Source organism: Nordella sp. HKS 07, from assembly GCF_011046735.1.
Lineage (GTDB): Bacteria > Pseudomonadota > Alphaproteobacteria > Rhizobiales > Aestuariivirgaceae > Taklimakanibacter.
Window position 1 is genome coordinate 2,555,052 of the sequence record NZ_CP049258.1, and the last position, 21,374, is coordinate 2,576,425.

The 21,374-nt window shown below is 58.3% G+C and carries 22 protein-coding genes and 2 pseudogenes; 15 read left to right on the forward strand and 9 right to left on the reverse strand.

The features are described 5' to 3' along the window. Positions 1 to 19 precede the first annotated feature (19 nt). The 6 genes from G5V57_RS11995 to G5V57_RS12020 all read right to left on the reverse strand — a co-directional run bounded on the left by G5V57_RS11995 (position 20) and on the right by G5V57_RS12020 (position 5,798). Positions 20 to 727, reverse strand: a complete 708-nt coding sequence (locus G5V57_RS11995; RefSeq protein WP_246737599.1) for a DUF1003 domain-containing protein — start codon at positions 725 to 727, stop codon at positions 20 to 22. Positions 728 to 742: 15 nt separating this feature from the next. Further along, entirely contained in the window at positions 743 to 1,717 is a 975-nt protein-coding gene (locus G5V57_RS12000) for a zinc-dependent alcohol dehydrogenase family protein (RefSeq protein WP_165167739.1), read from the reverse strand. 24 nt (positions 1,718 to 1,741) lie between these two features. Next, entirely contained in the window at positions 1,742 to 2,152 is a 411-nt protein-coding gene (locus tag G5V57_RS12005; protein ID WP_165167740.1) for a hypothetical protein, read from the reverse strand. Between the two features lie 11 nt (positions 2,153 to 2,163). Next, a complete protein-coding gene (locus G5V57_RS12010) occupies positions 2,164 to 2,637 on the reverse strand; it encodes a host attachment protein (protein WP_165167741.1) in 474 nt (157 codons plus the stop codon). Between the two features lie 555 nt (positions 2,638 to 3,192). Then, the gene (locus tag G5V57_RS12015; RefSeq protein WP_165167742.1) at positions 3,193 to 4,443 is read right to left on the reverse strand and encodes an OmpP1/FadL family transporter; all 1,251 of its coding nucleotides are present in this window, start codon (positions 4,441 to 4,443) and stop codon (positions 3,193 to 3,195) included. A 668-nt stretch (positions 4,444 to 5,111) separates the two neighbouring features. After that, positions 5,112 to 5,798 carry a pentapeptide repeat-containing protein gene (locus G5V57_RS12020; protein WP_165167743.1) on the reverse strand — a complete coding sequence of 229 codons (687 nt, stop codon included), beginning with the start codon at positions 5,796 to 5,798 and terminating at the stop codon, positions 5,112 to 5,114. Positions 5,799 to 5,921: 123 nt separating this feature from the next. Between G5V57_RS12020 and G5V57_RS12025 the strand changes: the two genes are divergently transcribed. From G5V57_RS12025 to G5V57_RS12035, 3 genes are read left to right on the forward strand one after another with little or no spacing between them, the layout of a single operon-like run. Next, positions 5,922 to 6,926 (forward strand): ABC transporter ATP-binding protein, encoded by a 1,005-nt coding sequence (locus G5V57_RS12025; protein ID WP_165167744.1) that lies wholly within the window; start codon positions 5,922 to 5,924, stop codon positions 6,924 to 6,926. Next, a complete protein-coding gene (locus G5V57_RS12030; RefSeq protein WP_165167745.1) occupies positions 6,904 to 7,197 on the forward strand; it encodes a helix-turn-helix domain-containing protein in 294 nt (97 codons plus the stop codon). The genes G5V57_RS12025 and G5V57_RS12030 overlap by 23 nt, the downstream gene beginning before the upstream one ends. A gap of 31 nt (positions 7,198 to 7,228) precedes the next feature. Beyond that, positions 7,229 to 7,624 (forward strand): Hsp20/alpha crystallin family protein, encoded by a 396-nt coding sequence (locus G5V57_RS12035; RefSeq protein ID WP_165167746.1) that lies wholly within the window; start codon positions 7,229 to 7,231, stop codon positions 7,622 to 7,624. Positions 7,625 to 8,052: 428 nt separating this feature from the next. On the opposite strand, the gene G5V57_RS12040 is transcribed toward G5V57_RS12035, so the two are convergent. From G5V57_RS12040 to G5V57_RS12050, 3 genes are read right to left on the reverse strand one after another with little or no spacing between them, the layout of a single operon-like run. Next, positions 8,053 to 8,634 (reverse strand): DUF5681 domain-containing protein, encoded by a 582-nt coding sequence (locus G5V57_RS12040; protein ID WP_165167747.1) that lies wholly within the window; start codon positions 8,632 to 8,634, stop codon positions 8,053 to 8,055. After that, positions 8,631 to 9,197 carry a DUF5681 domain-containing protein gene (locus G5V57_RS12045; RefSeq protein ID WP_165167748.1) on the reverse strand — a complete coding sequence of 189 codons (567 nt, stop codon included), beginning with the start codon at positions 9,195 to 9,197 and terminating at the stop codon, positions 8,631 to 8,633. The genes G5V57_RS12040 and G5V57_RS12045 overlap by 4 nt, the downstream gene beginning before the upstream one ends. Next, a complete protein-coding gene (locus G5V57_RS12050) occupies positions 9,194 to 10,474 on the reverse strand; it encodes a DNA methyltransferase (protein WP_165167749.1) in 1,281 nt (426 codons plus the stop codon). The genes G5V57_RS12045 and G5V57_RS12050 overlap by 4 nt, the downstream gene beginning before the upstream one ends. Positions 10,475 to 11,226: 752 nt before the next feature. Between G5V57_RS12050 and G5V57_RS12055 the strand changes: the two genes are divergently transcribed. From G5V57_RS12055 to G5V57_RS12115, 12 genes and pseudogenes are all read left to right on the forward strand, one after another. Beyond that, on the forward strand, positions 11,227 to 11,478 hold the full coding sequence (locus tag G5V57_RS12055) for a hypothetical protein (RefSeq protein ID WP_165167750.1): 252 nt from the start codon (positions 11,227 to 11,229) through the stop codon (positions 11,476 to 11,478). A 169-nt stretch (positions 11,479 to 11,647) separates the two neighbouring features. Beyond that, positions 11,648 to 12,040 (forward strand): hypothetical protein, encoded by a 393-nt coding sequence (locus G5V57_RS12060; RefSeq protein WP_165167751.1) that lies wholly within the window; start codon positions 11,648 to 11,650, stop codon positions 12,038 to 12,040. A 234-nt stretch (positions 12,041 to 12,274) separates the two neighbouring features. Continuing rightward, the gene (locus tag G5V57_RS12065) at positions 12,275 to 13,375 is read left to right on the forward strand and encodes an AI-2E family transporter (RefSeq protein WP_165167752.1); all 1,101 of its coding nucleotides are present in this window, start codon (positions 12,275 to 12,277) and stop codon (positions 13,373 to 13,375) included. Between the two features lie 84 nt (positions 13,376 to 13,459). Further along, the gene (locus G5V57_RS12070; RefSeq protein WP_165167753.1) at positions 13,460 to 13,621 is read left to right on the forward strand and encodes a hypothetical protein; all 162 of its coding nucleotides are present in this window, start codon (positions 13,460 to 13,462) and stop codon (positions 13,619 to 13,621) included. Positions 13,622 to 14,079: 458 nt separating this feature from the next. Continuing rightward, positions 14,080 to 15,432, forward strand: a complete 1,353-nt coding sequence (locus G5V57_RS12075; RefSeq protein WP_165167754.1) for a sorbosone dehydrogenase family protein — start codon at positions 14,080 to 14,082, stop codon at positions 15,430 to 15,432. A gap of 194 nt (positions 15,433 to 15,626) precedes the next feature. Beyond that, positions 15,627 to 15,704, forward strand: coding sequence for a pyrroloquinoline quinone precursor peptide PqqA (gene pqqA / locus G5V57_RS35195; protein WP_119272414.1), 78 nt, complete (start codon positions 15,627 to 15,629; stop codon positions 15,702 to 15,704). Positions 15,705 to 15,741: 37 nt separating this feature from the next. Further along, positions 15,742 to 16,646: pseudogene (gene pqqB / locus G5V57_RS12085) on the forward strand (pyrroloquinoline quinone biosynthesis protein PqqB). Next, a pseudogene (gene pqqC, locus G5V57_RS12090) lies at positions 16,643 to 17,664 on the forward strand (pyrroloquinoline-quinone synthase PqqC). The pseudogenes pqqB and pqqC overlap by 4 nt, the downstream one beginning before the upstream one ends. After that, positions 17,661 to 18,791, forward strand: coding sequence for a pyrroloquinoline quinone biosynthesis protein PqqE (gene pqqE, locus G5V57_RS12100; protein ID WP_165167758.1), 1,131 nt, complete (start codon positions 17,661 to 17,663; stop codon positions 18,789 to 18,791). Before pqqC ends, pqqE begins: the two are co-directional and overlap by 4 nt. A gap of 2 nt (positions 18,792 to 18,793) precedes the next feature. Next, complete coding sequence (locus tag G5V57_RS12105) at positions 18,794 to 19,126, forward strand: hypothetical protein (protein WP_246737686.1); 333 nt, start codon at positions 18,794 to 18,796, stop codon at positions 19,124 to 19,126. A 49-nt stretch (positions 19,127 to 19,175) separates the two neighbouring features. Further along, a complete protein-coding gene (locus G5V57_RS12110; protein ID WP_165167760.1) occupies positions 19,176 to 20,378 on the forward strand; it encodes an ABC transporter substrate-binding protein in 1,203 nt (400 codons plus the stop codon). Between the two features lie 20 nt (positions 20,379 to 20,398). Further along, positions 20,399 to 21,367: a PQQ-dependent catabolism-associated beta-propeller protein gene (locus tag G5V57_RS12115; RefSeq protein ID WP_206530254.1), complete on the forward strand. Its 969-nt coding sequence runs from the start codon at positions 20,399 to 20,401 to the stop codon at positions 21,365 to 21,367. The last annotated feature ends 7 nt before the right edge of the window (positions 21,368 to 21,374 follow it).

Genomic DNA, 21,374 nt, shown 5'->3' on the forward strand with positions numbered 1-21,374 from the left:
ATACGGCCATTCGGCGCACTTACGGGCCAGCCGATGCGGCCTGATTCTGCATAATCTCGATCTGCAGCTCCTGGATCTCCGTCAACCTTAGCCACTGGTTGAACAGGAGGTGGTCGACCTTATCCTGCAAGTGACGGATCTCAAGCTCCGCCTTCAGGTTGACGCGATAATCGTTGAGCGACCGCATCCGATCCTTGGCCTCCTGCCTTCGCTGGCTCATCATGATGATGGGGGCCTGTATTGCGGCGATGCACGACAAGATGAGGTTGAGCAGAATGAAGGGGTAAGGATCGAAGCTCTTGGCACCTGCGATATTTGCCAGGATCCAGAAACCCAGCCCGAGAGCGAAGAAAATCAGGAAGCGCCAGCTTCCGCCGAAGCTGGCCAGATCATCCGAAGCGCGCTCCGCGAGCGTGCGCTGGGCGCCATAGTCCTCTTCGATATTCGCCGAGATCAGATCACCCTCGGTGAGACTACGCGCCACCTGCTGTTCGAACTCGGAAAGCTCGCCCCGTTCGGCGCGCAGCAGTTCCTCCACATAGACGGTACAGTGGCGATTGACCTCTTGACGGCTGATCACCGCATCCGAAGTCAGCGTGGGGTGACCTTTTCTGATCCTCTCGACGATGGCATGCCTCAGCAGTTCCAGCGGAACAAGTTCCGAGGCGGGATATACGATGCCGCTGATCGCGCATTTTTGTTCTGCTCTCGAGATTCGCTTCTTCACGTCTCTCATCTCCCTTCACATCGTCAGTACCGCAGCCCCGATCAATCGGCCCTCGCGAAGGTCCGCCAGGGCCTGATTGGCTTCAGCAAGCACGTATGTGGACACCTGCGTCTCAATCCCGATCTGCGGAACCAGCCGGAAGAAGCTGTCGCCGTCCTCACGCGTCAAATTGGCGACGGAGACGATTTGACGCTCTTCCCAGAGTAGTCTGTAGGGAAAGCTTGGAATATCACTCATGTGAATGCCTGCGCATACGACGCGGCCACCCTTGCGCACCGCCTTGAGCGCGCGTGGTACGAGGGCACCGATCGGCGCAAATATTATGGCGGCATCGAGGAGCTCAGGGGGCGTCTCATCGGACGCGCCGGCCCAGACGGCTCCAAGTTGGCGCGCAAATGACTGGCTTTCCACATCGCCGGTGCGTGTGAAGGCGAAAATACGTCTTCCTTCCGATTTTGCAACTTGCGCGATGATATGGGCGGCAGCCCCGAAGCCGTACAGTCCCAGGCGCTTAGCATCGCCCGCCATCCGAAGAGAGCGCCAGCCGATCAGACCGGCGCACAGCAGCGGCGCCAGGGCCGGATTCGACTTTCCCTCTGGCAGGGCGAAGACGTAGCGGGCGTCTGCGAGGGCGTGCGTTGCATATCCGCCATCCCGCGTGTAACCGGTGAACAGTGGATGGTCGCAGAGATTCTCCTGCCCGGCCACGCAATAAGCGCATTTGCCGCACGTGAAGCCGAGCCAAGGAACGCCGACCCGCTGATGCAGCTCCAAACTGCGGACGTCGGGGCCGAGTTCTTCTACGTAGCCCACGATCTCGTGGCCGGGTACGAGAGGGAGCGGTGCCCTGGGCAATTCACCGTCGACAACATGAAGATCGGTCCGGCAAACACCGCAGGCACTCACTCTGACACGAACCTCGCCACGTCGCGGAATGGGCATCGGGCGCTCGCGCATAATTAGCGGCTGACCATATTCAACCAGGGTCATGGCGTGTGATACGATCACAGTCTTTCACAGTCTTTCAACAGTGATCACACGATAAGTGTGCGGTCTGTTGTCCTCGATGACCGAAATATACTCACCGACGACAAAGCGCTCGTCGGCAAAATGATATCCGGCGACGTCCTTATCGCCACCCTTTATGTCGTAATGGAAGGCCCACTGACCACCAGGACGGCGAACCATGTGGCCGACGTCATGCTCTTCGTGGGAGCAGTAGTGGACGACGCGGCAAAGATCTCGGTGGGATTTCCACAGCTCGCCATCGATCCGGCCGGTCTTGTCAAGCGGGATAACCAGATCGTAGCCATGCTCGTGGTTTCCCTGGGGGTGATCATGTTCCCGTGCAAGACGAAGCCTGATTCTCGAAAAGCCTTTAGGAAAATGCGCACCAGTGTGCAGGTCCGGTTTCGTCGGGGACATCGGGCATCTCCTCAGCGGGGGGTAGCATCAGTGGCGGCTGTGAAAGTGAGAATCACCGGCAGATGCAGATTCAGATTATCGTCTGGAATCTTGGTGAGATCCTTATCGATACATTCGGCGAGTTTTGCCGTGAGCGCGGGCGATAAGGAGCCTCGGAGCACCTTCGCCAGCCTAGCCGGAGCGGCGAAAACCAGTTTGTCAAAGCTAGCGACCGTCTCGTCTTCGCGAAGATCGGCGGCAAGGGCCCGTATGAAGTCCGCTTCGACCTTGTCGCGCGGGTCGCTGCGCGTTTCTACGGCATGCCGGGTAGGCGATCCGCTCTCACAGACACGTCCCGGCCTGTCGCGGGCGAGCTCGGATGATTTCTCATGTATGTGGGCCGAGACGAATTTCCGAAACGTCTTGAAATGGTTGGGGCCAATGCGCTCGATATAGCGAACACGACCGCCATCCGCGATTATGTAGAGTGTCCTTGGTGCGCGCATGACGAGCCTCCTTTCTTGCATAACTTTGAGAGTGTTGGAAGGAAAGCGCTTTGACTTGGGTCAATTTTCACGGGGACCTCGCCGCGTCTCCATCGCCGCTAAAAGGCATCGAAATCAACTCACGATTTGGTCGTCAATATAGGCGAAATACGCACGTTCTCGGTTCCCAGCGCAGGCCTGGTGGAAGTGCCGGACAGGATATAAGCGTCTGACCCAAGTCAGGGGCAGTTCGAGTCCCTGCGCCATAGATCTTTCGAGGATGGGCCATAGAGGCCGGTTAAACTCGCTTCGAATTTGGCGTCGAAAGGGTGTTCGGTGTGGCTGTCCTGCCGGGTGGTTGGCCGGCTAATTTAGATAAGGAAAGATAATTCAGAAAGACATGGCGTTTCCGCCGCATGCTTCTATGTCAGCGTCGCCGGGCGTCCGACACCAAGAAACAGGCCGCTTCTCAGTCTTTCCTGATAAGTTGGCAGGGAAGGAATTCGCAATAGAGGTCCTATCACGTGTGGTTTTTGGCGCCCATATCGTGATGGCTCCTTACGTGCCGCCAACGCCTTAGGGCAAACGGTAACGTAGGCCAACTGAGATAGTGTCGACGCTGCCTTGGGAGGTGCCGGCATAGCGGATGCCGAAAGTCGTCTCGTCGACTGGGGCGTCCTCGACGAAAAGATGCGTATAGCCAACGTCAATTGAAAGCCGTTCGTCACATTTGTAGCTTGCACCAACGCTAGCCCAAATACGGTCGGCATCCGGCAATCTCATGGACCGTGCTTGGTCAATTGTTGGTGTGATTTCATAGCTGAGACCGGCCCTGAACGTCAGATCATTGTTAATGTTGTAGTCGGCTCCGAGCGAGAAGATCCAACCATCCTCGTAGTTGAAAGTCAGGCTAGAACCAGCGGGCGAGCCCTTAAGTGGAACAATCTGCATGCGGCTCCAATTCGTCCACTCCATGCCAGCCATGACCGTGAACGTCTCGTTGACCCGTTGACGTACACCGATTGAGATGGATTCAGGTAATGTAACCTCGGCAGAAACAGGAAATGTTCCTGCGGGAATTGCGCCGATGCTTGTAACAATGGGGATATCGAAACTCTGACTGCCTTGCAGTGAATATTTGAGTTTCGAACGATAGCCAATACCCACTATTGTACCGTCCAGGGGCGTGTACGTCACGCCGGCAACGAAACCCACGCCAACGTCATCCCCCTCCAACCGTTGCCGTGGTGGCGAAGCGGTCGGTGCAAGAGCCGTTTTAATGTCGATTTCGAAGTACTGGATTTGCGTGCCGAATGCGATACTGAACATGTCGTTAAGCTTGATGCCGAGTATCGGACTGACATTGAGCGACAACGCGTCTGCCTCAAGATGGCTGAACATCCCTACCCACGGCTCATTCGAACTTGAAGCGAGGCCAAACGGCGCTGTGACGCTCACGCCAAGATAGACCTTATCAGTAAGGGGCGTTGCGAAGTAGGTCGTAGGTACAATGCCGGTCTCGCCGACGTCTCCGCCAGTACCTGTGATGCCAAGCGTTGTGAGCGTGGAAAGCGTAGGGTCGACGTCAAGCTCCGAATTCGGGAAGACAACCGCCAAGTTACCCTCGACGGTTATGCCAGTCACGATAGTTGCTGCCGCCGGGTTCCAAAATAATGAGCTTATCGAATGCTCGGGGGCGGCCATGCCTGCAAAGCTCGAGCCCTCTCCGTACGCGGATTGCGCGCGAACGGCGAACCCTCCTGCCGCTGCCGTCGCGGCCATTGACGTTGTCGTCATCACGGTTGAGGCGAAGAGCAGGACGTACATGCGGCATGTTCCCGCGCCTGACGGCCGGCCGCGATTGCTATGGTTGGGGTTTTTGCAGCGCATCCTGAGCCATCATACAAGGTGCCCATTCCAGACAAAAGATCCTGCGATGAAGCGATAAGTGGCCGTGATTAAGGTGTTTCTTCCTTTTCAAAGCGCTTTAGACCCTGCGGCTCAGCGCTATCGGCATAGCCCGGGGGGATGACCGTCTATGTGGTCATCAACGATGGACACACAATGACACAAACAAGCACAACTCCGACAACCGCAGTCGACGCAGTGAGGGCACTCTACCCTAATGGAATTGAGGGAGGAATTAATGTCGGAGCATAAGCTTCTGTTCTCGCTTGTCGTTCTTGCAAGTCTCGTGAGCTTGGGCTGGGTACTGATTGTCTATGTATTGTCCTTTCACGCCGCCCGCCGGTTCGTCGACGCACTCGATGTCGGCCAAGCGCCACGCCGCCGTGAGCTTCGCCACGTCCGGTACCCGGCGCTCCGCCGTCCTCATGCGACGTGTGCGTTGATTGTCCAGTAAGCCCTCGTCAACTACCTTCGAAATGTCGCGACTGATGGTAAAGATAGTGACGCGCTGCAAGGCGTGCTTCATTCCATGCGGCCAGCGATGACAGGATGGCCGTGGCACGGTATGGTTCCGCGTCGTGTGCCCTCTATTCGCGGCCGGCGCATTGCCAAGTGCCTGGGGCAACCATAGTTGCTGGCAATTTGGTCATTGCGTTACCGCAGGCCCCGTTGAGTTGTGCTTCAGCCAGATTGACTGCTTCCGACAAGTCCGTGTCGCGCAAATCGGCAAATAGCAGTGTTGCATTTTTCATATTGGCCTCAGTGAGCTTTGCGCGCCGCAAGTCGGCACGACCCAGAAATGCTCCACTCAGATCCGCGCGGGTCAAGTCAGCTCCAATAAGAATGGTTCGTCCCAGCGCCGCCTTCTGCACGTTGGTTCCGATAAGTATCGCTTCCGTTAAGTTGGCGCGATCGAGACTCGCTCCTTCAAGCCTGGCATCGCGAAGATCAGCGCCGGCGAGCAACGCTCGATCAAGCGTCGCCTTTTCAAGGACTGCGCCAGTCAACATGGCCCCCTTGAGCTGCGCGCGGGAAAGATTTGTCTTACTCAGATTAGCGCCGATGAAAATGGCGCCCGTAAGGTCGCTCCGGCTGAGATCGGCATTTTCCAAGTTGGCGCCTCGAAAGTCATATCCCGCCATCATGCGGTTCACCTTCGAACAGCCCGACCAATTCACCCCGGGAGCGGGATAGTCGGAGCAACCGGCCAAGCCTGCCCGCGGCGCGGCGCCAAATGTCACCACCATAAACAGCGCAATTGCCCAGCGACGCACGCGAATTCTCCTATCTTCAATATTACAAGATTTCTCCCGCTGTTTGTCGTCGTAATCATAGCGCCACTTGCCATTATCCCCAAATAGGCATATCTGCCGAAGATCCAGTTCTCAGAGGTTACGATGGTGCTTGCGCACAGTCATGGGATGAGTTCGGGGATACCGGTCGGCGCGTTATACCGCTATGTTTGGCACACGAGCCAATCCTCGCAAATACTTATCTGTATACTGACGATGGTACTGGCGCCGCTTCCGATGGCGTACCTCGAACTGCAGCGGCGCATGGTCGATGAGGCAGTTACGCAGCGAAACTTGCGTCTGCTGACGATGCTCGGCGCTGCCTATCTTGCTGTAATCTGCGTAAAATGCGCGTTCAAGTATACTCTCAACATGACAAAGGGTATCGCAATCGAAACAATCGCCCGCGATATCCGCCGCCGCGTGATGGTAAAGGCAATCGAGATGTCCGGAGGGGCAAAGAAGTCACGAAGCCAGGTGACTGGTGCAACACTAGTCTCGATATTATCTGCGGAAACAGAAGATATGAGCGGCTTTGCTGGCGATGCCTTCGCGGTTCCGATGCTCAGCGGTGGTACCATACTCTACGTGGTCGGCTATCTCCTATGGGTGCAGCCTGAGATCGCCATGCTCGCGATAGTCGTTTATCTCCCCCAGATGGTGCTAGTGCCAAGCGTACAGCATAAGATTAACCGATTGGCTCGCCTGCGGATCAGACTTACGCGGTTCCTTGGTCATATTGCTGAGCATGGCGACGAGCGGCATGAACGGATTCTTCGAAATGCCGGAAGCGCGCTCATCGATCGACTCTATCGAGTGCGCGTCTGGATTTACTTGCGAAAATATTTCCTCTCCGAACTTGGGAATTTTCTTGCAAACCTTGGGCCGTTGATAGTGGTAACCGTTGGGGGCTATCTCGTCATCACTGGCAAAACCGAGGTCGGAACGCTCGTCGTATTCATTTCCGGACTACAACGGATCGCGGATCCATGGGACGAATTAGTTAATTTTTACCGCGCCATCTCCAATACCTCTGTAGCCTACGCAATGGTCAGTAGCAAACTCGGACCCATGCAGGGAGACTACTATGCCAGGCAAGCGAGAAACTGATCATGAAGTCCAGCAGAGGGATCGCGCCTGGTCGCCGATTGTTAGAACCACGATGGGCAGACGGTCACTGTCCCTCAAGTGTCCAGATATAGCCGACTATCCGGGGCTGACAATCGATACCGTCAGCCGGCAGCTGACCCGGGTCAAGGCGGCAGAGATCATCAGTATGATCGACACGCGCGCGTTCGAAGTGCCTGATATCGCGTCTCTGGCTAAAGTTGCTCGCTCTATTCATACCGCGGGCGGAAAGCCAGAAGCCGCGAGCGATTAAGGTCTCATGACGATTAATGGGAGACGCTACCATGGTTGAACAAGAACTGAGCGTTCAACAGAAACGTGAAGTTGAGAAGAAGCAAGAACGCACGATACCTGCACGCGTATTCTTGCCGGTGACCGATATCTTCGAGACCGACGAAGCCCTGACAGTGGTTCTGGAGATGCCCGGCGTTGACAAGCAGAACGTGGACGTCATGGTCGAGAATGATGTTTTGACAATCGAGGGGCGGATTGACTTTTCAAAATACCAGGAGTTGCAACCAGTCTATACCGAATACAACATTGGCAATTATGCTCGCAGCTTCGAGATCTCGAGCAAGATCAAACAAGACGGAATCAGCGCAGAGCTGAAAGATGGCGTGATGACGCTCGTTCTGCCCAAAGCCGACACAGCAAAAGCTCGGAAGATTAAGGTGGGTTGATTTACAGAAAGCACGCAACAGCGCTCATATATGCTGACCCATGGGCTACCCTCGATGAGGGCGAAGCCGCTTGTTTGATGAGTATGCAGAGGATGCCGTGATGTGCTTCTGCGGGCGGCAGCAGTAAGCGATCATCACGCTGGACCGTCGCGATCGAGATTAGCCCCTTATCCGATCCATTGCGTTGCTTATGATCTACCTGGCACGAGCATCCGCCGAAGACGTCACAACCATTGAGCATCGGCTGCCTGTTCATAGGCCTGCACCTTTTCATCGAATCGACTGGAGGTGTTCCAGCGCATTACGAGATCACTCATAGGGCCATGAGCCAGCTGCCGCCATGAGGGTTGTAAGCACGATGGTAAATGCATTGTTGCCGCTTCGAACCAGAGAGCGGCATGGCATTTCTTGCGGAAACCAGTTCCCGTTCAGCTAGTCGGAAGTTCAGTCCACCACTTCGGCCATTTGACCTTGTGTGGCACGCGTGTGGCTCGGAGCACGATCTGCTGTTCTTCGCGGGTAAGACGGCGCTCGCCAAGGCGCGCCAAAGCCGCTTCGACAAGCCAGGGCTCGAGCAGAATGCGGGCGGTGTCGCGATAACCATCAATCAGCTTTGCCATGCGCAACGGCTCGAGCGCCGAATTCACGCTGCCGGGAGCGACAAACCGCACTCTAACCGCCAACTTACCAGGCTGATCAATAATTCGCTTGTCCCTCAGTTCGTCAAGCGCGCGAATGGTTGCGCGGGCAGCAGCGCTGTCACCCTCGAGCCCACGCTTGGTGATTTGCAAAAGAAAGGCTTCCGCTGCGGTGACGCACCGCTCGGCTCCGGCCTCGCGGACGGTTACCATCTGACCAAGAACCGCATCATAAGGGGCCTGCCGATGACGGCCCTTTGGCCGACCGCGAGGATTGCCGCTCTGACCTTTCCGAAAACGCGTCGACGGTGGGGGATTGCGATAGCCGATTTTCTCGGATTTAGGGAACTCGTCTCGATCCTCTCCCGTCATTTATCGACGCCCTCGGGCAGCTTGAGTGTTCCGTCATCATGCGTACAGCGACGGATCTCCTCGATATCTTTCTTTGTCAGCGCCGTCGCGCCGCGTCGACGCCGGAGGGCGGCCTTGACCGCCCAACTTTCCAGCCGAAGCGGCGGACGATTATCTCCTTTGTGTGGGTACAGCTCAGGCACCTCGCGGGCGATACCGAGCAGCACAAGGGCCTGATCAGCGTTGTCGGGATCCCCGGCCGCGTAGAGAATGGACACCTTGGGCTCGCGCGCCGGCTCATTCTTGGCCAGCCACTGCTCCCGCTTCTGGATCCAGCCCATAACTTCCCGGATTGCCATGCGTTTGCCGGCGAGGGCTTCCTGATAGGTGCGCTGTTGAAGGGCTTCCTCGACCGTAATCTCTTGCGGGACACCATTGCGAGATGCCTTGAGCGTCCTGTTGATGATGATGTCAAAGGCGGAGTTAGATCCGTCCGGTCGCTGCCTTGGCCGGCCACCGGGATTGCCGCTTTGGCCCTTTTGGAACCAGCCCCGGTTTGATGAAGGTTGCTGCTTCTTGGTCATCTGTCATTCCGTTCGAGTACCGGCTCGCGGCCAGTGCGCTCGGACCAGCGGGTGATCGCTACATCGACATAGGCGGGGTCGAACTCGATGCCCCGAAACCGTCGTCCCGTGCGTTCGGCCGCAATCAGCGTCGTTCCTGAACCCAGAAAGAGGTCAAGAACCAGGTCGCCCCGGCGGGTGACGTCCTGAATGGCATCGGCGACCAGCCCCGTCGGCTTCACTGTTGGATGCAGCGCCAGGTCCTCCCTTCGACTGCCTTTCAGGGAGTTCACTGAGGCATAGTCCCACACATTCGTCCTGTTGCGACCATGCTTGCCCAGCTCGACATTGTTGAGATGTGCCGTGGCCCCGACCCGATACACAAAGACCAGCTCATGCTTCGAGCGGTAAAGTGATCCCATGCCGGCATTGGACTTATTCCAGATGCAGAGATTGAGCAGGGCGCCATAGAGCCCGCGTCCGGCGGCCGATACCTCGTCCATATGCCGCCAATCCATGCAGACAAAGTGCACAGCACCGTCCCGGGACATATTGACCGCCGTGCCCAGGGTATCGAGTAGAAAACCGCGGAACTCCCCCTCGTTCATTTCCCCCGAGGCCATGGCAAATTCGCGGTGGCTCCCCTTCGAGACGGCGTGGCCGCTAATCTTCACATTGTAGGGCGGATCCATGAAGGCGGCATCCACCCTGCTACCCTCGCCAACCACTCGCTGGACGAAGTCCCGATCGCGGGCGTCGCCGCATCCCACTCGATGGTCACCGAGGATCCATATTTCGCCTGGCCGGGTCCGAGGTATGGCCGGCACTACCGGTACGGCCTCATCGTCCGGGTCTTCCGACCCTTGCAGGATGACGTCGATTTCTCCGACGGAAAAGCCGGTCAGGGTGGGATCGATGGTGACGTCGAGCGCAGCCAGCTCGGTGAGCTCCTCTTTGAGGATTTCCAGGTCCCATCCCGCATTGAGAGCAATCTTGTTGTCGGCGATCCGAAGGGCCCGCTTCTGGTCTTCCGAGAGCCCGGCGATCTCGATGACCGGAACCGCGCCGAGTCCCAAAGCCTTTGCCGCCAGCAATCGGCCGTGGCCGGCGATGAGCTGGGAGTCAGGATCGACCAGGATTGGGTTCGTAAAGCCGAAGGCCGTTATCGAGGCCTGGATCTGCTCGATCTGTCGCCTGGAATGGGTGCGTGCGTTGCGGGGATCTGGGAGAAGGCTGCCGGGAGGTCGGTAGGTTATGGCGAGGCGGTGAAGAGGGGCCGTCGATATATCCGCTGTCATGGGCGAGATATATGAAACGCGGACACACAAGTTCAAGGGATTCGAGCGGGGGTATCCACAACCTGCTGTGTGGTAACAGGCACTAAATTACCTGATAACGGCCTTGAGCGTCCTGATATCGGCCTTAAATCACCTGTTCCGGCGAATAACAGGAAGGGGGTTTTCCGGAGACGCAAACCATTGACATCAGGCTCTAAATTGAACTAGGCCGCGCACAAACGTCCCGCCGAAGGGCCGTTTTTCCTGATATTTGACGGAATTTCCCTGTTCTGAGGCGGTAGCCCGCCGAGACCGGTTCGCATGAGACTGCGTCCGCCACCACTTTTCAAATCAAATATTTAGCTTTGATAAGACCGTCGGTCGAAGGATGCTAGCCACCAGGTAGCCTTAGTGTTTTAAGGCGCACGCCTGGAACGCGTGTATATCGTGAAAGGTTTCGGATTCCGGCGATTTGGTTTGAGAGCCCCTCGAATAGGCGCTCACCGTCCTCGCACCCGGCAGTCGAGTGGTCCGCGGATTGGTTCGGAAGATTCGGCCAGGCTGCGCAGATTGTGCAGTTATTGAGGAGTAGGTCTGAAAAGCGAGTCACAGACTGCCAAGAAGGTTGAGGGCTGCTCCACTACCTGCGAGCCCGAAAAACGGCGGAACGGGCTGACGGGGAGTTCGCGCGGGGCATTGTGCGGCCGGGACCTTAGCGCTTGTTGACACCATTTGCGCTGGCGTGTCAGCCTGAGGCGAGGGCAGGAAAAAACATGAGAAATCTACTCGCCACGATGGTCGTGGGGCTCTTTGTGGCTCTGCCTAGCTCGGATAGTATTGCCGATCCACATCCGAAGGGCTTTTCCAACCACCGCTTCAATGCCGTAAGGCCGGTGACCAAAGGCGGGGTGACGACGTTCCGGATTCAGGACAAGCAGTGCAGCAAAGTTGACTACGGTGACGGGCGAGGTGAAAGCGACTGCTATAATGGAAATGTGCGTTCGATCTTGATTTACCCAACCTGATGCTCGACTGAACTCGGCTTTAGAGTATCACTTCGACATTTGGATTGATCCATCGCTCTCCTACGGCGGCTTCTACAACGACCACTCCATAGGATTCTTGGAGGACGCGCTTGACAGCCGACTGCGGATCGCAAGTTGGGAGGGCCCTTACCTCCACAATTTTCTCTATATGTTGAAAGTCGACACCATCCACGGCATTACGTTCCTCGGCAATCAATGCCAGCCGAAGGAACGATTTGGTCAGTGGGTCTCATTTTCGATGAAGGTGCGCTGGACTACGGACAAGCATGGATGGATCAAGGTCAGTTGTGACGACAAGGTCATCTATTCGGCAGAGGCCGTTGCGACAAATCAGGCACCCCACTGCTACATCAATAATCAATGCGAGCCGGGTGTAAAAAAGAATCCGAAGCGGATCATTTTTGTCGTCGGCCCTGTGATGGCTGGTTTTGGTTATGAATGGAAGAAGTACGGCAAGCAATCTCAATTCACCGACATTCAGCCTGAGGGAATTACGATCAAGATGCGCAATATGGCGGTAACCAAGATTGCCCAGCCATAGCGTTCGCGTCATCTGGGAGGCAGCCATGCTGTACATGATGGCTTTGGTCACTAGACTAGCCTGGCTGCTTCGATAACCTTCGACCATGTGGCGCGGGTGACGTGCCTTTCCATTGTCCCCGCAAATCCATGATCGGTAATCCGCCGGTATGGATCACATGTGTCAGCCCTAGCGCGGCCAACCCGGCACACAGTCCGGTAAGTGGATCTGATGTTTGCGAGCGGATAAAACTCGATGAGGTTTGTGCGACCGACCACATTCTGGCTGGCCGTCTCGGCGGTCGCCCTGGTTTCGCTCGTTCTACTACGTCAGATCCTGTTGCCGTTCGTCGTCGGTGCGTTGCTCGCCTACCTGTTGGTGCCGGCGGTCGATCGGCTGGAACGACTCGGGATAAATCGTTCGGCTGCCGCTCTCGCGGTGGTCATCCCGCTCGTTGCCGGCTTCGTTGCCTTCCTCCTCGTTATGCTGCCGCTCCTCATTGGCGAGATCAGGTTCTTCGCCCGGGAATTCCCCCATTATGTGACGCGGCTTCAGCAGCTCGCTGCCGAGGCAAGCGGTCCGTGGATCCACAGCGTCCTTGGGAGCGAGATTCCAATCGAACAGTCCACCGCCGAGGTCGCGAGGACGATGAGCGACAATTGGCTCGACGACTTCCTTGGGTCTCTGTGGTCGAGCGGACTGGCGCTGATCTCCCTGCTATCGCTGCTGATCATTACCCCCATCATCGCGATCTACCTGGCCATTGATTGGCAGCGCATGATAGCCACGATCCTGGACTGGTTTCCGCCCGAGCACCGCAGGGACGTACGTGCCCTTGGCAGTGAAATTCATGAAGCCGTCGCGGGATTCGTACGCGGCCAGGTCCTCATTTGCCTCGTACTGGCCGTGCTCTATGCCTCGGCCTTGCAGGCGCTAGGGCTCAAACATGCTATCGTGATCGGTATCGCGGCGGGTCTCATCAGTTTCGTCCCTTACCTTGGTGCTGCGACTGGTTTCATGGTTTCGGTGTGTGTCGCGATCGCGCAGTTCTGGCCGAACTGGGTACCCGTCACTCTTGTCGGCGGTGTCTTCATCATTGGGGAGATGGTTGCTGACTACGTGCTGTCACCGCGACTGATCGGCCGCCGCGTGAAGCTCAATCCAGTCTGGATGATATTCGCCCTGTTCGCATTCGGATGGCTGTTCGGATTTATCGGAGTCCTGGTGGCAATTCCAGTCGCAGCCTCGTTGGGCGTAATCCTGCGTTTCGTGCTTCGGGAGTCACTGGCGAATGCAGTCCCCAAGGCATCGGCAGGCACGCCTTCGGAAAGTGATGCGCACGGCCCGAAGCGGTGACGACCGTCTCGACCGCGTCGACGGGATAGCTAGGCGCTGGAACTGACAGCCGCCTGTGCTATGGAACGAACGGGGAGCATTTCCATGTCACGTTCGCGCAGGAAGACGGCGATATTCGGCATCACCACAGCCGAAAGCGACAAGCGGTTCAAACAGGCTGAGCATCGCCGTGAGCGGCGTGCCGTGAAGGTACTGGTGAAAGCCGGAGAAGAACCGCTCGCGCCAAAAGCCTTCGGCGATCCTTGACGGCGAGAAGGATGGCAAGCGGTGGCTCCGCGTGCCGACCCCGAAATTGATGCGAAAATAGCTCAGGCCGGATGCGGGCGTTGTCCCAGCAATTGGAGATCCCGCAATTTACATGCGAGTGAACAGAGATTGTTCGTAAGGTACCGGGCAGCTCGGTCAGCAAAAGCGCCTGTTGACGCGGGATTCTTGCGAAAATCGGGGTCGATTTTTTCGCATCGCACGCTATGTGCTGAACGCGAAGTTCCTGATATCAGGCGGCTCGCACCGACAGGAACTTTGCGTTCAAAAGCACACTAGAATCATTGAGTTTTCTAGTGCCTTTCCGAATCCGAAGTTCGCGCAGAAGGTCCCCGCTGGCTGTGGCGAATCTCGGATTCGGGACACTAGGGAACTAACGCGCCTCCGATGAATTGATCAAGAGCTCGGATGCGTCGATCACCTCGAGGAGCGCTGTGCATATGCGGCGCGTATATTACATTCCAGTCTGTCTGGTACTTGGTCTCGTGCCCGCGACCACGACGGTCTTTGGCGCGGAGCCGGTGAAGACCGGCAAGGCCGCTTTTGGAGATTGGCACAGTGATGCGCCGGGCGTGCGTCGTCACCTCCGGGCAAGTGATCTGCCGCGGGCCAACACCGCGAAATCCGTCGCCAACTTTGCCGACACATCGGAGATGCCCGCGGGGGCGATTCCGCGCGTGCCCGAGGGCCTTGCCGCCGAGAAGGTCGCATCGGGCCTCATGAGTCCGCGCGTGATCCGTTTCGCTCCCAATGGAGACATGTTTGTCGCTGACAGCAGGGCGGATCAGATCCTTGTTTTCCGCATTCCCGATGGCACCGCCAAACCCAGCCGCGCGGAAGTCTTTGCGGCGGAGCTTCATCAACCCTACGGCATCGCATTCTACCCGCCGGGACCGGACCCACAGTGGATATATATCGCCAATAGCCGGAGCATCGTCCGCTTTCCCTACAAGAATGGCGATCTGCAGGCTTCGGGACCGTCGGAAGTGATTGTCGACCACATTCCGGAGACCCATCATTGGACGCGCGACATTGCCTTTTCACCCGACGGGACCACGCTCTATCTGTCCGTTGGCTCAGGCTCCAATGTTGCGCTCGACATGTTCCCCTGGCCGCCAATTGAAGGTGGGCTTGATGCATGGAGCAAGACGCGACCGCTCGGAGCGACATGGGACACGGAGGAGCGGCGTGCGGATATTCTCGCCTTTGATCCGCAAGGGAAGAATGAACGAATCTTCGCCACTGGTCTGCGGAACTGCTCTGGTCTGACTGTGCAACCCGTGACGGGGGATCTTTGGTGTGTCGTCAACGAGCGCGATGAGCTGGGCGACAATGTCCCGTTTGAATATGCGACGCGTGTGCAAAAAGGCGCGTTCTATGGCTGGCCCTGGTACTATAACGGAAATCATGAGGATCCGCGTCGCAGGGGCGAACGCCCTGACCTCGCTTCACACGTGACCGTCCCGGACGTCTTCATTCAAGCCCACTCCGCGCCCTTAGGGATTGCCTTCTATGAAGGCGACAATCTTCCCGCGGAATACAAGGGAGATGCGTTTGTCACGCTGCATGGCTCATGGAATCGTGGAAAACGAACGGGCTACAAGGTCGTCCGGCTCTATTTCAAGGACGGCAAGCCAACCGGCGAGTATGAGGACTTCATGACCGGCTTCGTCATTTCCGACAAGGCGGTGTGGGGGCGGCCCGTTGGCATTGGTGTTGCCAAGGACGGCTCGGTGTTCGTGAGCGAGGACGGCAGCGGAACGATCTGGCGGGTTTCCGCCAAGGCGCACTGACCTATCGGGCGCTCTTGATGGATCAAAATGAGCCACCGCTGGTGCCGTCCTCCGGAGCGCGCTTCCGCCTCGTAACCACCGCTATTTTCAGAGCAATCTGTGGACTCGATCGCCAATACTGCTATACTTTATTGCGTTAAACAGGGTCGGCTCGAGCACCGCCTGCCACGGCGGAATGCGATGGAGGATACACCATGAAGTGGGTGAAACCGACTATCGAAGAAGTGTGCATTGGCCTGGAAATCAACGATTACTTCCCGGCCGAACTCTGAATTTCGGATGTGACTGCAATGCCCGAGTCATCCTTTGATGGCTCGGGGACGGATTATCGTGCTGGGTTCGGCGGCGGGGGAGGCTCCCCGCAGTGGAACTGTAGGTGCGATGTTTGCGCGCTGTTCTGGCAGGGCGATCCGAGAGTATCCGTGCGGACGCAGTCGTCTATTGCGGTCACAGCTAATGGCGATAACTGGGTGTTGCTCAATTGCTCTCCGGATGTCCGGGCGCAAATCATACAGACACGTGCGCTCCATCCCAAGACAAGGCGCGGCTCCCCGATCGAAGGGGTAATTCTCACGAATGGCGATATCGATCATGTCGCGGGGTTGCTGAGTCTGCGGGAAAACCAGCCCTTTGCGATCTATGGAACAGAGTCCGTGCTTGCGGAAATCGCGCGAAACCAGATGTTCGCCGTGGTCGACAAAAGCGTCGTGCCGCGACAGAGCATCACGCTCGACAAGCCGCTCGCCATCGCCGGCGGGCTTTTGATCGAGCCATTCGCCGTACCTGGCAAGGTTCCGCTCTATCTCGAATCCGGTGAGATCGAGATTGGCGGGGAATCGGGCTCGACGATCGGCCTCAAAGTGTCGAGCAAGGCTGCGCAATTCCTTTACATACCGGGCTGTGCGGACATCAATGCCGCGCTGCGCGCCCGCCTCAAAAATGCGCCGCTCATCCTCTTTGACGGCACGCTCTGGCGGGATGATGAGATGGTCCATCATAAGATCGGCAGCAAGACCGGCCGCCGAATGGGACATGTGTCGATGTCAGGTCCCGACGGTTCGATCGCCCGGCTCGGCGATCTCGGCATCGGACGCAAGGTGTTCACCCACATCAACAACAGCAATCCGGTTCTCATCGATGGATCCCCCGAGCGGCGCCAAGCCGAAGCCGCCGGCTGGGAGATCGCCTATGACGGAATGGAGATCGAGCTGTGACGGCGCTGTTGAGCCCGAGCGAGCTTGAACGGCAGCTGCGCGCGATCGGCGCTGAGCGCTATCACCACCTTCATCCGTTCCACAGGCTTCTGCATTCGGGCAAGCTCGATCGCGGTCAGGTCCAGGCCTGGGCGCTCAACCGCTACTACTATCAGAGCATGATCCCCGTGAAGGACGCGGCTATCCTGGCAAGAATGGCCGATCCGCAATTGCGGCGCGTGTGGCGCCAGCGCATCATCGATCATGATGGCGACAGCGAGAATGATGGCGGCATCGTCCGCTGGCTGGCGCTTACCGATGGGCTGGACCTTGATCGCAGTTATGTCACCTCGACGCGTGGCATCCTCCCCGCCACGCGCTTCGCGGTCGAAGCCTATGTGCACTTCGTGCGCGACCGCAGCCTGCTCGAGGCGATCGCCTCCTCGCTCACCGAGCTGTTCGCTCCGACCATCATTGCCGAGCGTGTGAGCGGGATGCTCGCGAACTACGATTTCATTTCCAGACAGACGCTTTCCTATTTCGACAAGCGCCTGACCCAGGCTTCCCGCGATGCGGATTTCGCGCTCGATTATGTGAAATCGAATGCGCGCCGGCCCGATCAGCAGGAGGCCGTTCTCGCCGCCCTCACCTTCAAATGCAGCGTCTTGTGGGCGCAGCTTGACGCGCTCCATCACGCCTATGTCGAGCCGGGCCACATTCCGCCCGGCGCGTTCAAACCGGAGATCTCGTCATGACCGACGCAACTTCGATTTCCGGCGACGTCGTTCCGCGGCTCCCGCGCGGGGTGCGATTGCGCTACGACGACGTTCGCGCGCAGTGGATGCTGCTCGCACCTGAACGAATCCTCAAGCCTGACGGCATCGCGCTTGAAATCCTCAAGCGCTGCGACGGCAAAGCGACGCTCGATACGATCATCGACGATCTCGCCCGGTCATTCAACGCCGAACGGGGCGAGATAGCGCTGGACGTGCGCGAATTCCTGAACGGACTCGCGGCGAAACGGATGCTCGACCTATGACGGAGAGAATGGCAGCGCCGACGGGAATGCTCGCGGAATTGACGCATCGCTGCCCGCTGCGCTGCCCCTATTGCTCGAACCCGGTGGAGCTCGACCGCCGCTCCCAGGAGCTCGACACCGCTACCTGGCTGCGCGTGCTGGCCGAGGCAGCCCGGCTCGGTGTCATACAGGTGCATCTCTCCGGCGGCGAGCCTGCGGCGCGGAAGGACCTCGCTGCCATTGTGCGCGGATGCGCCGATCTTGGTCTCTATTCCAACCTCATCACTTCGGGAATCGGTGTTGACGAGCCGAGGATAACGGCTCTGGCCGAGGTCGGTCTTGACCATGTTCAGCTGTCCTTTCAGGCGACGACGGCCGAGACGAACGATCTGATCGGCGGCCTTGAAGGATCACTTGCTCACAAGCTCGAAACGGCGCGACTGGTGACCCGCCTGGGCATTCCGCTGACGCTCAATGCGGTGATCCACCGCCGCAACATCGCTGAGGTCGAGGATTTCGTCCGATTGGCTGTCGATCTCGGTGCCAAACGTGTGGAGATCGCCCACGCGCAATATTACGGCTGGGCGCTCAGAAACCGCAGGTCCCTCATGCCGACCCGCGAGCAGACATTTGCGGCGGTCGCGACCGTGGAACGCCTGCGTCGGGAATATGCCGGCACGATCGTCATCGACACGGTCGTGCCCGATTATTATGCCCGTTTTCCGAAGGCCTGCATGGGCGGATGGGGACGGCAGTCCCTCAATGTGACGCCATCGGGGAAGGTGCTGCCCTGTCATGCCGCGGAGACGATCCCGAATCTCGAATTCTGGAACGTCAGAGACAGGAGCCTCGCGGAAATCTGGGCCGAGTCTCCCGCCTTCAATGCGTTCCGGGGCATCGGCTGGATGCGTGAGCCCTGCCGCAGCTGCGAGCGCCGGGAGATCGACTGGGGCGGATGCAGATGTCAGGCGCTTGCGATCGCGGGCGCCGCCCGGGAGGCGGATCCCGTCTGCTGCAAGTCGCCGTTCCATGCCCGCATCGAAGCCCTCGCCGCCGCCGACGCCGCCCAGCCTATCGGGGACTATCACTACCGGGGCTTTGAAAAGCACAGCGAAGACGCCACGAAACTTCGCGAGGGCGTGCCATGAGAATGCCTGTAACGCTGCTTGTGGCCCTCGTCGCGGCGATGCCTGCCGCAGCGCAGTCCTTCAACGATTATCCGACAAACGCCAGGGCCGACTATGTCTATGGCTGCATGCAAGTGAACGGCGAGACGCGTGAGGCGCTGGACAGATGCTCGTGCTCGATCGACGTCATCGCCTCGCTAATGCCTTATGAGCACTATGTGAACGCGGAAACATTCATGAGGATGGGCCAGGTCGTCGGCGAGAGGGGCGTTATCTTCCGCCAGAGCGAACCGGCCCGGAAAGCCACCGACGAGCTGCGCCGGGCCGAAGCCGAAGCCGAGATTCGCTGCTTCTGAGGCTGCGCTCCGATACGCAGTGCCGGTAGAAGGGAGAAACTGAATTTCGATGTGCCGGCAGAGAATCAGTCTTTTGCTCACTTTCGCAACGGCGTTGTGGTTGTTGGGCGCGCTCGGCGCTCGCGCAAGTGAAGCCGTAGAGTTTCGGATTGGATATTTGCGGCTCGATGAAAAGAAACTCGCTTTGTCCGTGCTTGATGTCCCGCCGCCAGATGAGGGGATCGCCGGCGCCAAGGTCGCCATCAATGACAACAATACAACAGGCAAGTTCCTCAACCAGCGTTTCATTCTGGAAGAGGAGAAGATTGCGCCGCAGGACGATCCGCTTCCCGCCGCGAAAAAGCTCGTGGATGCCGGCTACTCCTATCTCGTTGTGGACCTGCCCGCCGCCATGGTGCTCAAGATCGCCGATGCGGTGCGCGAGCGCAATGTGCTCGTCTTCAATGCCGGCGCTACCGATGATCTATTACGGGAGGAGGAATGCCGCCCCAATGTCTTTCACACCGCCCCCACCCGTACGATGCTTGCGGACGGACTGGGGCAATATCTCGTCTGGAAGCAATGGCGCAACTGGTTCCTGATCAGGGGATCACATGAGGCGGACAAGCTGTGGGCCGATGCCCTGCGGCGGGCCGCCAAGCGTTTCGGCGCTAAAATCGTCGAAGAGCGGGTCTTCGAGGACACTGGCGGTGCCCGGCGCACCGACACCGGCCAGGTGCAGATACAAAAGCAGATGCCCGTCTTCACGCAAGGCGCTGCCGATCATGACGTCGTGGTTGCGGCGGACGAGAGCGAAGTCTTCGCAACTTACCTGCCCTATCGTACCTGGGTGCCGCGGCCGGTTGCCGGATCCGCGGGCCTCATGCCCTCGAGCTGGCATCCTGCGCATGAGCAGTGGGGTGCTGCGCAGATCCAGAACCGCTTCGTCAAGGCGAGCGGCCGGCGCATGTTGTCCAAGGACATGCAGGCCTGGACGGCGGTCAGGATCATCGGCGAGGCGGCCCAGCGGACAGGCTCCGGCGACCCCAGGATGATCGCGGACTACATCAAGTCTCCGCAGTTCTCGATTGCCGCTTTCAAGGGCCAGAAGGTCACGTTCAGAGCGTGGAATTGGCAGCTCCGGCAGCCGATTCTCCTGAGCGACGCCCGCTCGGTCGTGTCGGTGTCGCCACAGGAAGGCTTCTTGCATCAATTCTCGGAGCTCGACACGCTCGGCATCGATCAACCCGAGACAAAGTGCGTATTGCGATGATCCAGTGCAGGAGGATCCGGATGCATTTCAAGTGGATGTACTTTGGGGTCATGGCGCTTGCCGCTGCATCACCGGCAGGCGCGTACACGGTCTACGTCTCAAACGAGAAAGACAACACCATTTCCGTGGTGGACTCGGAGAAGATGGAGCTCGTTAAGACGATAACGGTGGGGCAACGGCCGCGGGGTATTACCGTCACCAAGGATGGCAGATATATTCTGGTCTGTACGAGCGACGATGATACGATTGAGATGATTGACGCTGCGACGTTCGAGCGGGTTACGACATTGCCGTCGGGTCCCGATCCCGAGCTGTTCGTTCTCAGTCCCGACGGCGGCAAGCTCTATGTCGCCAATGAGGACGATAACCTCGTCACCGTGATCGATATGGCCAGCAAGGCGGTGGTCGCCGAAGTGCCGGTGGGCGTCGAGCCCGAGGGAATGGGAATCAGCCCGGATGGAAAGACCATGGTCAGCACATCCGAGACGACGAATATGGCTCATTTCATCGACACGTCTTCGCATGAGATCACGCACAACGTGCTCGTCGATGCCCGCCCGCGCTTCGCCGAGTATAAGGCGGACGGCTCGGAAGTCTGGATCTCCGCCGAAATCGGCGGCACGGTCAGCGTCGTCGACGACAAGACGCGTACGGTCAAGAAGAAGATCACCTTCGAGATCCCAGGCTTGCGGGCCGAAGCGATCCAGCCTGTCGGCGTGCGCATCACCAAAGACGGCAAGAAGGCCTATGTTGCGCTCGGCCCCGCCAATCGCGTCGCCGTGGTCAATGGCGAAACCTACGAGGTCGAGAAGTACATCCTCGTCGGCCAGCGTGTCTGGCAACTCGCCATTACGCCCGACGAGAAGACGGTGATCTCGACCAACGGCGTATCGAACGACATCACCTTCATCGACATCGCGACCGACGAAGCGGTGAAGTCGCTCACCGTCGGCGGGCTTCCGTGGGGGATAGTCGTGTCACCAAAATGATCAGGCG